General features: G+C 50.0%; 12 protein-coding genes. 9 read left to right on the top strand and 3 right to left on the bottom strand.

The window, feature by feature from the left end:
- The first annotated feature begins 115 nt into the window (after positions 1–115).
- Both BMW93_RS30245 and BMW93_RS30240 read left to right on the top strand, forming a co-directional pair.
- Positions 116–1,342 (top strand): DUF819 domain-containing protein, encoded by a 1,227-nt coding sequence (locus BMW93_RS30245; RefSeq protein ID WP_090385414.1) that lies wholly within the window; start codon positions 116–118, stop codon positions 1,340–1,342.
- A 12-nt stretch (positions 1,343–1,354) separates the two neighbouring features.
- Positions 1,355–2,047 carry a sulfite oxidase-like oxidoreductase gene (locus BMW93_RS30240; RefSeq protein ID WP_090385412.1) on the top strand — a complete coding sequence of 231 codons (693 nt, stop codon included), beginning with the start codon at positions 1,355–1,357 and terminating at the stop codon, positions 2,045–2,047.
- Between the two features lie 36 nt (positions 2,048–2,083).
- On the opposite strand, the gene BMW93_RS30235 is transcribed toward BMW93_RS30240, so the two are convergent.
- Both BMW93_RS30235 and BMW93_RS30230 read right to left on the bottom strand, forming a co-directional pair.
- On the bottom strand, positions 2,084–2,845 hold the full coding sequence (locus BMW93_RS30235; RefSeq protein ID WP_090385409.1) for an MBL fold metallo-hydrolase: 762 nt from the start codon (positions 2,843–2,845) through the stop codon (positions 2,084–2,086).
- Positions 2,846–2,852: 7 nt separating this feature from the next.
- Positions 2,853–3,230, bottom strand: coding sequence for a response regulator (locus BMW93_RS30230; RefSeq protein WP_090148939.1), 378 nt, complete (start codon positions 3,228–3,230; stop codon positions 2,853–2,855).
- Between the two features lie 187 nt (positions 3,231–3,417).
- Between BMW93_RS30230 and BMW93_RS30225 the strand changes: the two genes are divergently transcribed.
- The 6 genes from BMW93_RS30225 to BMW93_RS30200 all read left to right on the top strand — a co-directional run bounded on the left by BMW93_RS30225 (position 3,418) and on the right by BMW93_RS30200 (position 10,563).
- On the top strand, positions 3,418–4,068 hold the full coding sequence (locus BMW93_RS30225) for a DUF1684 domain-containing protein (RefSeq protein WP_229241017.1): 651 nt from the start codon (positions 3,418–3,420) through the stop codon (positions 4,066–4,068).
- A 124-nt stretch (positions 4,069–4,192) separates the two neighbouring features.
- Positions 4,193–6,622, top strand: a complete 2,430-nt coding sequence (gene pheT, locus BMW93_RS30220; RefSeq protein WP_090385404.1) for a phenylalanine--tRNA ligase subunit beta — start codon at positions 4,193–4,195, stop codon at positions 6,620–6,622.
- A 41-nt stretch (positions 6,623–6,663) separates the two neighbouring features.
- Positions 6,664–7,008: a hypothetical protein gene (locus BMW93_RS30215; RefSeq protein ID WP_090385402.1), complete on the top strand. Its 345-nt coding sequence runs from the start codon at positions 6,664–6,666 to the stop codon at positions 7,006–7,008.
- On the top strand, positions 7,005–7,316 hold the full coding sequence (gene zapA / locus BMW93_RS30210) for a cell division protein ZapA (protein WP_090148933.1): 312 nt from the start codon (positions 7,005–7,007) through the stop codon (positions 7,314–7,316). The genes BMW93_RS30215 and zapA overlap by 4 nt, the downstream gene beginning before the upstream one ends.
- 121 nt (positions 7,317–7,437) lie before the next feature.
- A complete protein-coding gene (gene rny / locus BMW93_RS30205) occupies positions 7,438–9,009 on the top strand; it encodes a ribonuclease Y (protein ID WP_090385399.1) in 1,572 nt (523 codons plus the stop codon).
- Between the two features lie 15 nt (positions 9,010–9,024).
- A complete protein-coding gene (locus tag BMW93_RS30200) occupies positions 9,025–10,563 on the top strand; it encodes a sigma 54-interacting transcriptional regulator (RefSeq protein WP_090385395.1) in 1,539 nt (512 codons plus the stop codon).
- Positions 10,564–10,631: 68 nt separating this feature from the next.
- Here BMW93_RS30200 and recA read toward each other — a convergent pair whose 3' ends face one another.
- Entirely contained in the window at positions 10,632–11,699 is a 1,068-nt protein-coding gene (gene recA / locus BMW93_RS30195; RefSeq protein ID WP_090385392.1) for a recombinase RecA, read from the bottom strand.
- A 346-nt stretch (positions 11,700–12,045) separates the two neighbouring features.
- Between recA and BMW93_RS30190 the strand changes: the two genes are divergently transcribed.
- Positions 12,046–13,083: an aminopeptidase gene (locus BMW93_RS30190; RefSeq protein ID WP_090385744.1), complete on the top strand. Its 1,038-nt coding sequence runs from the start codon at positions 12,046–12,048 to the stop codon at positions 13,081–13,083.
- Positions 13,084–13,086 lie beyond the last annotated feature (3 nt).

Raw genomic sequence — 13,086 nt, 5'->3', positions numbered from 1 at the left:
ACAAACGGGCCGTATCAGACACAAGTACCTTTTTGCAAAAGCTTTGAAAGAATGCATTTCCGGCACTTTTCAGCTATTTTAGCCATTCACTTTTCCCTTTACCTCCAATTCACGCATGATTACCAACGACGCCGTTGTGCTCGGACTCTTAATGCTTATCCTGGCCGGCATATTTTACACAGCTTCCCAATCTGGCTGGAAACGCTTTTATTCGATCATCCCGCCCCTGTTGCTTTGCTACTTTATACCGGGTTTACTCAATTCCTTCGGCATTATCAATGGCGCGACGTCGCAGCTCTATCCAGTCGTTTCCAAATATTTCCTTCCGGCGTGCCTTGTGCTCTTCACGGTCGGAATGGACTGGAAATCGCTTACGAAGCTCGGCCCGAAAGCATTGGCCGCCATGCTGATCGGCACGGCGGGCATTATGATCGGCGGGCCGGTTGCATTATGGATCGTCGGGACGGTTAGTCCGGCCACGGTGGCGGGCGAAGGTGCCGATGCCGTCTGGCGCGGGTTGGCCACCATTGCGGGCAGCTGGATCGGCGGCGGGGCAAACCAGACCGCTTTACGCGAGGTATTCCACCCGAGCGACGCATTGTTTTCACAAATGGTGGCCGTCGACGTGCTTATCGCTGAACTTTGGATGGCCGCCTTGATCTATGGCGCCGGCATCGCCTCGCGCGTAGACACATTCCTGGGCGCGGACAGCCGCACAGTACAGGAAGTAAAAGAGCATCTGGATTCAGACCAAAAGGCCAATGAACAAAATCCTATGCTGCGTGATTACATTTTCCTTGCCGCCGCGGGTTTCGGGGCTACGGGCATTGCGCACGGTTTGGCAGAAATCATCACGCCATTTCTTGCCCAAAACTACCCGGCACTTGAAAAATACAGCCTTACTTCCAACTTCTTCTGGGTCATCAGCATTGCGACATTGATTGGCATATTGCTCTCGCTGACGCCTGTGCGCAAGCTGGAATACTATGGTGCATCAAGATTAGGATCGGTGTTCTTGTACGTGCTGGTTGCGACCATTGGCATGCAAATGGATCTGGGGGCGGTTGCCGACAATCCCGGTTTGTTTGCTATTGGTTTAATTTGGATTTCCATCCATGGAATTATCCTCATTATCGCGTGCAAATGGCTTAAAATACCTTTTTTCTTCCTGGCGGTGGGCAGCCAAGCGAATGTCGGCGGCTCGGCTTCCGCGTCGGTGGTGGCGGCCGCATTTCATCCGTCGTTGGCACCTGTGGGCGTGTTGCTGGCAATTTTAGGTTACGCAATCGGAACTTATGGGGGGTATTTGACTGCTTTAATGATGCAATGGATCAGCACCTAAACATCGATTGACATGGAAGAAAACAGCAAACTCGATAAAATTGTGGAAGCGCGGATGAAACTGAAAGCCCGCTTCGAGCAGCAAATGGCCGAAACGCCTTCCGTTTCCGATACCAGACCTATGGGAAGCGGCGCTCCAAACCGCCACGGAATGCCCCAGTTGCCCGTCGGCCAGACCAAAACGGTGAAATGGCCGGTACTCGACCTGGGTTTCAAGCCAGACATTCAACTCAGCAAATGGAAGCTAGTGATTGATGGCGAGGTGGAATCACCCGTTACGTTATCCTGGGAGGATTTCATGGCATTACCTCAAACCAACGATACAAGCGATTTTCATTGCGTTACCACCTGGTCGCGCATGGATGTGCCGTGGGTGGGCGTGCGCCTGGCCGATATTGCCGCCTTGGTCATGCCGAAACCGACCGCTACACACGTGCTTTGTCACGGTTACGACAAATACACCACCAATCTTTCACTGGAAGAAGCATTGAAAGAAGACGTGCTGCTCGTCCATACCGCCGACGGCAAACCGCTCGAACGCGACCACGGCGGACCGGTACGGATGATCACGCCGCAACTTTATGCCTGGAAAGGCAGCAAATGGATCAGCCGCATTCAGTTTTTACCTAAAAACCAGCTGGGATTCTGGGAATTGAGGGGATATTCCAATACAGCATACCCTTGGCGGAACGACCGGTATAGCTGATATTCCCGGCTTTCCGGGACGTTACCCGATTTTAAATTACAGATCGAGCACCAAACCGTCGTACGCAAGGTGTACGTGCGGGGGAAGTTCACTTTCGACAACGGCGTGCAGGCCGAGTTTATGGCTGATATGCGTCAGGTAGGCCTGCGGAACATTCAGTTTGTCGATCAGGTCGAGCGCCTGCGCGAGGGTGAAATGTGAGAGATGCGGCTCTTTTTGGAGGGTATCGAGCACGAGCACTTGCGAGCCTTTAATCTTCTCCTGCTCTTCTTCGGAAATATAGTTGGCGTCGGTAATGTAGGTAAAATCGCCGATGCGGTAACCGTAAACGGGGAGTTTATGGTGCATAACCTCAATGGGGATCACTTTTATACCCGCTACTTCAAACGGCTCGTTTTCAATGGGATGCAACTCGAAATGCGGGACCCCGGGATATCGTTTCTCGGAAAATGCGTAGGCAAATTCCGTTTTGATCTGGTTGAGAACTTCCAGCCTGCCGTAGAGCGGCATATCCATTTGCTGGCGGTGGTTAAATGCCCTTATATCGTCCAGTCCGGCGGTGTGGTCTTTGTGCTGGTGGGTAAAAACGGCTGCGTCGAGGCTATGCACATTGGCCCGGAGCATTTGCTGGCGGAAATCGGGGCCGGTGTCGATGACGAACGATTTCCCGTGGACCTGAATCCACACGGAAGTGCGTAAACGCTTGTCATGCTGGTCATTAGAACGGCAAACGACACAATCGCAGGCAATAACGGGTATTCCCTGCGATGTGCCGGTTCCTAAAAATGTAATCCTCATCAGGTGTTTATTCGGTCAGATGCGCCACCACTTCAACCAGGCGGTCGAAATTCAACGGCTTCATCAGCGCATCGTCAAATCCTGCTTCTTTGAAATCTTCGTCTGAATAATTTTTGGCATTGCCCGTAATGGCCACGATCGGTGTCTTGGCTTTTTTCTCGTCGGACAACTTACGGATGCTTCTTGCACATTCCATTCCATCCATCACAGGCATATTGATATCCAAAAGAATGATATCAAAATCCTCTTTTTCAAGCAGTTGAAGCACTTGTTCGCCGTTTTTCACGGAAGTGATTTCATAATGCTGAAATTCAAGAATCTTCCTCGCCAGGTTTTGAATAACTGAACTGTCTTCGGCAATGAGTACTCGTTTTGTGTATGACATACAATGGGGCAGGTATTGTGTTTAAAGTTTTTTCCCAGGTCAATTTAGATATATTTCAATCAACATCGCAAACCCGATGGTTGCGAAGTTTCAAAATTATTCCAAAAAAGTAAATAAACCTCCCATACTTTTTCAAAGCGCGCGATCGGGTGTAAGTTTGCAGTCCGATTACCCAATAATCCTTGTTATGTTCAAAAATAAAGTGATCCGATACAGCACGATCGCCATGTTCATTGCGATCCTTGCTTACTTCATTATTGAAAACATGGGCGGCACAAGCAGCTCCGATGATGCCATCGCGGCCAATCCTGTCGCGTACAAAACCAAGATCCTCGAAGAACGCGCGGCCAAAGACGAGCAGTTCAAGTCCGGCGACGACTCTCCTATTAAAGATAAGGAGTCATTTCACGGCCTGCATTATTTCGAACCAAGCCTTTCATTCCGCGTGAAAGCCAATATTTCGCCTTACATGCAAGACGATAAGGAGGTAATCGTGAAATATACTGACGGCACCACCGAGAAATATGAAAAATACGGTTATGCCAATTTCAGCGTCGAAGGTCAGACACAAAAATTGCTCCTTTTAAAGAATGAAGGCACGATTTCCGTTCTTTTCCGAGATGGTACCAGCGGCAAGGAGACCTACGGCGGCGGCCGCTACCTCGATTATCCCGTGGATCAGATCAAGAACAACACCATCGTACTCGACTTCAACAAAGCGTATAACCCCTATTGTGCTTACCAGGAAAGCTACGCCTGCCCGGTGCCGCCGGCCGAAAATACGTTGACTGTGGCCATTCACGCCGGCGAAGTGACAGAGGAAGCGACGCACGAATAGCATTGCCCATATAAAAAACGGCCTCCGCGCGCAATGCCCGAATGCCGTTCAAACTAAATCATTAATTTTGCAAACCAGGCAGTATTTCCCGCGCCTGAATTTTTATTGTTATTAAAGCATTCGCATGAAGATCTCTTATAAGTGGCTTAAAGATTTAATTGAAATTACTGAAACACCCGAAGAAATCGACCGTTTGCTGACGGGCACCGGGCTGGAAGTCGAAGGTATTGAAGAGATCGAATCGATAAAGGGCGGCTTGCAGGGCGTGGTGATCGGTGAGGTACTGACGCGTGAAAAACATCCCGAAGCCGACCGTCTTAGCCTGACGACTGTCGACGTGGGCGGCGAAGCACCGCTTTCGATCGTTTGCGGTGCACCGAATGTGGCGGCGGGCCAGAAAGTGATCGTTGCGACGGTAGGCGCTACATTATACCCGACCGGCAGCGACCAGCCGCTCGTTTTGAAAAAATCAAAGATCCGCGGCGCTCTTTCCGAAGGCATGATCTGCGCTGAGGATGAACTGGGCGTGGGCACTTCGCACGACGGCATTCTCGTACTCGATACCCAATTGCCTAACGGCACACCCGCGGCGGAATATTTCGGCATTTCCTCCGACTACCTGATCGAAATCGGCCTCACGCCTAACCGCGCGGACGCAGCTTCGCATTATGGCGTGGCGCGTGATCTGAAAGCGGTTTTGAAGCGGCCAATCACATTGCCTCCCGTTGAAGCATTTAAAGTAAATAATCAAAATCTGCCGATTCCGGTAGAGGTACGCAATACGGAGGCTTGCCCTCGCTATACAGGTCTTACAATCTCCGGCATTACCGTAGCCGAATCGCCCGAGTGGCTGAAACAGCGCTTGCAAACTATCGGCATCCGTGCGATCAACAATATCGTCGACATTACCAACTACGTTTGCCACGAGCTCGGCCAGCCGATGCATGCATTCGATGCGGAAAAGGTTTTGGGTAAAAAAGTGATTGTTACCACGGTTGCTGAAAATACCCCATTCGTGACGCTGGACGGTATCGAGCGCAAAATCTCGGCTAACGACCTCATGATTTGCAACGAAGGCGTAGACGGAAACCCCGAGCCAATGTGCATTGCCGGCGTTTTCGGTGGACTGACCTCCGGCGTGACCGATACCACGACTTCTATTTTCCTCGAATCGGCCTACTTCTCGCCCGTGTGGGTGCGCAGGACGGCGCAACGTTTCTCGCTGAAAACCGATTCGTCGTTCCGTTTCGAGCGTGGTACCGATCCTAATATGCCGCTTTTCGCATTGAAAAGGGCCGCATTGCTGATCCAGGAAATTGCCGGCGGCCGCGTTTCGTCCGACATTATCGACATTTACCCTGAGCCTATTGAGGATTTCAAAGTCAATATCAAATACAAAAACATCGACCGGCTGATCGGCAAATCTTTGGGCAAAGAGCTGATTAAAGACATTCTTGAAAGCCTCGATATCCGCATTACCGACGAAACCGAGGCTGGTTTCATAGCGATCGTGCCGCCTTACCGCGTGGACGTACAACGTGAGGCCGACGTGATCGAAGAAATCCTCCGCATTTACGGATTCGGTCAGGTGGAACTTTCGGATGCGTTGAGCTCCGATTACCTTTCCGATTTCCCGGTCAACGACCCTGAAAAGCTGAAACTGCGCGTAGCGGAACTGCTCGTGGGCAATGGTTTCAATGAAATGATCAACAATTCGTTGACCAAGCCTGAATACCAGGCGATATTAGGCGAAGCACTGGCAGGTAACCCGGTGAAAATCCTGAATTACCTGAGCGAAGACCTCTCGGTGATGCGCCAGACGCTGCTTTTCTCCGGCCTGGAAGTGATCGCTTACAACAGCAACCGCCGCCAGAAGGATTTGAAAGTATTTGAATTTGGAAAAACTTACCATGAGATCGACGGCAAATACATCGAAAAAGAACGCCTTTCCGTATTTGTGACCGGCAATATCCGTCAGGAAAGCTGGTTTGAAAAATCGCGCGAGGTGGTTTTCCACGACCTGGCCGCATGGGTAAACCAGGTTCTGACTTCGATGAAAATCAGGGACGTTCAGAAACAGGAGGCTGACAGCGCCATATTCAAAAGCGGATTGACATTATTGGCCAATAAAAAGCCAGTGGTATCCTTTGGTTTGCTTCAAGCGGCCGTTGCAAAAAAACTGGACGTTAAAGCGCCGGTTTTCTACGCTGATTTCGATTGGGAATACCTCTTCCGTCAGTACAGCGCAGCCGTTCAGTATACGGAAGTGCCGAAGTTCCCCGAGGTGCGCCGCGACCTTTCGGTAGTGGTGAACAAGAAGGTGACTTTTGAAGAGCTCCGCCAGGCCGCCTACAAAACCGAGCGGGGCCTGCTGCGTGCCGTGAATGTGTTCGACGTGTACGAGGGGGCGAATCTGGAAGGTAAAAAGTCGTACGCGATCAGCTTCATTTTGCAGGACGAGCAGCAAACGCTTACCGACAAGGTAATCGACAAATCAATGCAGCGCCTGATCGCAACCTACGAAAGGGAATTTGAAGCGGTGATCAGAAAATAAGTCCCGGTTTTTCCAATTGTCGGATCTTTGAGTTTAAAAAAATGGAGAGGAGCATTGAACGAATAATCGAACACAAACTGTCCGATGTCGAGAAAAAACTCGAAATCCTGATCAATCATAAAGAGAAATTAAACTGGTCGATCTCAGAGCTCCAGCGTGAAAACGCGGAGCTCCGGGCCGCCAATGCGAAGCTCACGGAAGAATCGAAAGAAATAAGGAAAAAATACACCTCTTTAGAAAAAGACTTTAATAAGTCTAAAAGTTTCGCTAAACTTGTCACTAGTAAACTGACACCAACAGGCGCAATTGCCGAGCTGAAAGAATCAGTTGAAAGATATATCCAGGAGATCGATAAGTGCATCGAATTGCTTGAAGATACCTTATGAAAAAAAATAGCATACCTAATCCAGACGTTTCTGTCTTTATAAAACTGCTGGACAGAGGTTTCAAACTGAGCGTTCCGGCGGATCAGGAGAAATTTTACAGGGATGGGTATGAGGTGTTCATGCAGCGTGTGCAACAGCATAAATTAAAAGGGAAAGTATACGGTGACATAGAGGCTATTGCATTGACCTCTATTGAATGCCTGGTGGCATTACAACGGAACCAGGAAGAAATGGACGACCTGGTAGCGGCTTTTAAAAGCAGAGTGGAAAAACTGGACGAAACGCTCGCCAGTGCTATCGAGAGCTGACACCCATACCTGACCCTTTGATTTTACAGTATCTGCAAAAATATACTTTCAATTTCTTCCTTTTTCGGCATTTCAACGCGGGTGTAGTCGGTAAAACCAACTATATATAACCATTATTGAAATGTCTAATTCATTGTATTTCATCGTCATCCTGTCCGATATCATCGCCATTGGGGTGGGTATTTTTGCAGGTAAGTACATCTTTCAGCGATCATTCGACGCAAAGGAAAAAGAGGCCCAGGATCGTGCAGCTGAAATTCTCCGGAATGCAGAAGTAGCGGCCGAAAACATCAAAAAAGACCGCATTCTCGAAGCGAAAGAAAAGTACCTCCGGTTGAAAACGGAATTCGAAGAAGACGCCAATAAAAAGCGCAGTATCCTGCAAGGCAACGAGCAAAAACTGAAACAACGCGAGCAAAGCCTGAACCAGAGCATGGAACAGACCAAGCGTAAGGAAAGCGAGCTCGATACCCTCAAGAACAACCTCACCCAGCAGCTCGAAACCGCGACCAAACGTCGCGAAGAGGCTGAAAAATCCCTGCAACAACAGGTTACCCAGCTTGAAAAAATAGCGAACCTCACCGCCGACCAGGCGCGTGAACAGTTGGTGGACGCATTGAAAGCGGAAGCGGAAACCCGGGCGGGATCATACATCAAAAGCGCAATGGAAGAAGCGCGTCTTACCGCTACCAAAGAAGCGAAAAAGATCGTTATCGAAACCATCCAGCGCACTGCCGCCGAGCACGCGATCGAAAACTGCGTGTCGGTATTCAACATTGAAAACGACGATATCAAAGGTAAAATCATCGGTCGCGAAGGACGGAACATCCGCGCCCTGGAAGCCGCTACCGGCGTTGAAATTATCGTGGATGACACCCCGGAAGCGATCGTTATCTCCGGTTTCGACCCTGTGAGAAGGGAAATAGCACGGCTTTCATTGCACCGTTTGGTTCAGGACGGACGTATCCACCCTGCCCGCATCGAGGAGGTGGTTGCCAAAACCCGCAAAAATATCGAGGACGAGATCGTCGAAATCGGTGAGCGTACCGTAATCGACATGGGTATCCACGGCTTGCACCCCGAGCTGGTGAAAATGATCGGCCGGATGCGTTTCCGTTCTTCATACGGACAAAACCTGCTCCAACACTCCCGCGAAGTGGCCAAATTGTGCGCTACTATGGCCGCAGAGCTTGGTTTGAATACCAAACTGGCGAAACGCGCCGGTCTGCTTCACGATATCGGGAAAGTATGGCCTGAGGAATCGGATCTTCCGCACGCGATCCTGGGTATGGAGCTGGCCAAGAAATACAAAGAGAATCCGGAGGTTTGCAACGCGATCGGAGCACACCACGACGAGATCGAAATGACTTCTATCCTGTCGCCGATAATCCAGGTTTGTGACGCCATTTCAGGCTCACGCCCCGGCGCACGCCGCGAAATGATGGAGTCGTACATCCAGCGCCTCCGCGACCTTGAAAACCTCGCCCTGTCGTTCGACGGCGTAGAGAAATGCTACGCGATCCAGGCGGGCCGCGAGCTGCGCGTGATCATCGACGCCGACAATGTGTCCGACGAAAAAGCGGGCTTGCTATCGTTCGATATCTCGCAGAAAATTGAAAAAGAAATGCAGTATCCCGGCCAGATCAAAATCACGGTGATCCGTGAAATGCGGTCGGTGGCGTACGCGCGTTAATCCACTATTTTATACATGACATACTCGAAGCTTACAAGCACAGAACTACTGGGAATCCGGACACTCGGAGAACTAAAAAAAGCAGGTTATCAGTCGCGTTCTATCAAGCAGGAGCTGAGAGATAACCTGATTGAAAAGATCAGGAACAAGGAGAATGTCTTCCCGGGCATCTGGGGTTATGAGGAAACGGTCATCCCCGACGTGGAAAGGGCCATTCTTTCGATGCATAACATCAACTTCCTCGGGTTGCGCGGGCAGGCCAAGACGCGTATCGCACGCATGATGGTCAACCTCCTCGACGAATACATTCCCTACATTAAAAATTCGGAATTGCACGACGATCCCCTGGCGCCGCTTTCGCGCTATGCCAAGGATGTGCTGGCCGACCACGGCGATAATGCAGAAATCGCCTGGCTGCACCGCGACGAACGCTATACCGAAAAGCTGGCAACGCCGGATGTTTCGGTAGCGGATTTGATCGGAGACGTCGATCCTATTAAGGCTGCGACCTTGAAATTGCCCTATTCCGACGAGCGTGTGATCCATTTTGGACTCATTCCACGCTCCCATCGCGGCATTTTCGTGATCAATGAATTGCCCGATTTGCAGGCGCGTATCCAGGTCGCCCTGTTTAATATTTTGCAGGAAGGCGATATTCAGATCCGCGGTTTCAAATTGCGGCTGCCGCTCGACATTCAATTCGTGTTCACGGCCAACCCGGAGGATTATACCAATCGCGGAAGTATTGTAACGCCGCTCAAAGACCGGATAGAAAGTCAGATCGTGACGCATTACCCGAAAACGATCGAAACCGGCAAGCGCATTACCGAGCAGGAAGCGGTGGTGAAGCCGGAGCAGAAAGGCATTGTGCGCGTCAATGAGTTGATAAAGACCTTGATCGAACAGATTGCATTCGAAGCACGGGAAAGCGAGTATGTGGATTCCAAAAGCGGTGTTTCGGCGCGCTTGACGATTTCTGCCTACGAAAGCCTTTTAAGTACCGCCGAAAGACGTGCGCTGATTAATGGCGAAACTTCGACCTACGTGCGCATTTCTGATCTTTACGGCGTTGTTTCCGCGATTTGCGGAAAAGTGGAGCTGGTTTACGAAGGCGAAGTGGAAGGCCCGGTAATCGTGGCGCAGAACCTGATCGGCAAAGCCATCCGCACCCAATTCCTGAATTTCTTCCCCGACCCGGAAAAGAGCAAGAAAAGCAAGATCAATCCTTACGCGAAAGTGGTGGAATGGTTCGGTGCCGGCAATGAAATGGAAATGCCCGCGGACATGACCGACCGCGAATACATCGCCCGCCTGAAAACCATCGATGGCCTGGACGATTTTGTGGACATGCTCTCAGCCTACGGCGATGCCGAAGAGAAGCTTTTCATGATGGAATTCGCATTGCACGGCATGGCCGAATTCTCGCTCGTTGGCAAGCAGGCCCTCGATCAGGGCATGAAGTTCCAGGATCTGGTGAGTAGCATGTTCTCTGGCCCGGGCGAAGATGATTACGACTTCGAGGACGACGACGATGATGATCGCAAGCCTTTCTGATATTTGAATAGACTACAAACAAAAATGCCCTGCTATAAACAGGGCATTTTTCATATGCTTTCTAATGCTTATTCCGGAGCACCGTCGTCGGCAACATTAGGCTCGCTGGTGTCGATTAATAGATCGGGATCGGTAGTCACCTGGCCGCGGATTTTGCCTTCCAGCTCTTCCATCAGCTCAGGATTGTCTTTGATCAATGCTTTCACGGCGTCGCGGCCCTGGCCCAGACGATTTCCATCGTAGCTAAACCATGAACCCGATTTTTTCACGATTTCAAGTTCCACCGCTAGGTCGATAATCTCCCCTACTTTGGAAATACCTTCGCCGTACATGATATCGAATTCCACCACTTTGAATGGGGGCGCTACTTTGTTTTTAACGACTTTAACACGCGTACGGTTACCCAGGATCGCGTCGGCGCTTTCCTTGATCTGGCCTACGCGGCGGATATCCAGACGCACGGATGCGTAATATTTCAATGCATTACCGCCGGTAGTTGTCTCAGGGTTACCGAACATCACACCGATCTTCTCACGAAGCTGGTTGATGAAGATACAGCAGCATCCTGTTTTGTTGATTACACCCGTCAGTTTACGCAGCGCTTGTGACATCAGACGTGCCTGCAAACCCATTTTGCTGTCGCCCATTTCGCCTTCGAGTTCGGCGCGTGGTACCAATGCAGCTACTGAGTCGATCACGATAATATCCACCGCGCCGGAGCTGATCAGGTGCTCGGCAATTTCGAGTGCCTGCTCACCGCTGTCGGGCTGTGAAATAAGGAGGTTGCTCGTGTCGATACCGAGCTTCTCCGCGTAAAGTCTGTCAAATGCATGTTCCGCATCGATGAATGCCGCAAGGCCGCCTTTTTTCTGCGCCTCGGCGATGCAATGCATCGACAACGTGGTTTTACCCGACGATTCAGGTCCGTAGATCTCCACGATACGGCCGCGGGGAACACCGCCTACGCCAAGCGCAAGGTCAAGACCCAATGAACCGGTCGAAATCACCGGAATATCTAATACTTTGGTGTCGCTCAGACGCATTACAGTACCTTTTCCGTAAGTCTTGTCGAGCTTTTCGAGCGTGGTCTGTAACGCTTTTAGTTTGTTGTCTTTATCTGTTGTTGCTTGTGCCATAAAAATGGTAACAGTAATTTGGTTGGTACATAAAAAAGCGGCTTTTGCAGGACAAAAACCGCTCGTAAATGGGTCTTTATTGTTTTGTAAAAATAGCTAATTCCCACTAGAACAACAACCCGGATTTTGAGTAAAAACTTAATTTTCCCCGAAATTTTCGCATTTTCGGGCGTTTGCAAAAGAACTTCAAAAATAGCGATAGGCAAGCGGACAGACCTGATTATTAAACGGCCGTGAAGCTTTGGTTTTCAGGATTTAAATATCCGCCAATTGCCTAATTTTGCAGACAATAACAGCGTACATCCGCAGCCGTTCCGGGACGCTGCGCTCATTTAACATTGAAATTGTGATCAAAAAGATATTGCTTACCCTGCTGGCCGTCGTAGTACTGCTCGGGATCTGGCAAAGGGATGTGCTCACTTACGCATTCTTGCAGGCCAAAGGACAAATTGGCATACTTATGCAGGTGGAAGAGGTCAAAGATGTGCTGGCCGACAAAACGTTTCCCGATTCCCTCAAAGTGAGGATTCGCCTCATTCAGGAGATCAAGAAATTCGGTGTCGATTCGCTGGGGCTGACGCCGTCGGATAATTATACGACGTTCTACAATCAGCACGGTCGACCGCTTATTTGGCTCATTACCGCCTCCGAACGCTATAAAGTAGCGCCGCACCAATGGCATTTCCCCATCGTCGGCACATTCCCCTACAAAGGCTATTTCGATTCAACCCGCGCTGTTGCCGAAGAAAAAGCACTGATAGATAAGGGACTAGACACCGATATCGGAGAAGTATCCGCCTGGTCGACGCTCGGATATTTGAAAGACCCGATCCTGTCGAGCATGCTCCGCCGACGCGACGGCAGCCTCGCCAACCTGATATTGCACGAGCTTACACATGGTACGCTTTTTGTAAAAAACAACCTGGAACTCAATGAAAACCTGGCCAGTTTTGTAGGGGATCAAGGGGCTATCCGCTTTTTGAGATACAAATACGGCGCCGATTCAGAGCAAATGCGCCAGTACGAGTATTCCAAAAGATATAATGACGCCTATTCGCAGCACATGCTTAGGGGTGCAGAGCGGTTGGATAGTCTTTATAAGACATTCGGGCCAAACCCGGCTCCAAATCAGCAACGGGATACATTGAAGGCCAGATTGATCATGGATATCGTCAGCGATACGGATACACTTCTATCAGGCAAGCGTACGTTAACAAACAAAAACCGCTGGCCCGACGGAAAACTTCCCAATAATGCTTACTTTATCAGCTACCTGACCTACAAGTCGAAACAGGACACTTTCAGGCAGGAATTTGAAACTAAGTTTGGAGGGGATTTGAAACGATACCTGAACCATTTAAAGGGCCAATACCCTTCCCTGTAATGT

The sequence above is a fragment of the Dyadobacter sp. SG02 genome (assembly GCF_900109045.1).
GTDB lineage: Bacteria > Bacteroidota > Bacteroidia > Cytophagales > Spirosomataceae > Dyadobacter.
This window is presented reverse-complemented; position numbering and strand designations above follow the sequence as displayed.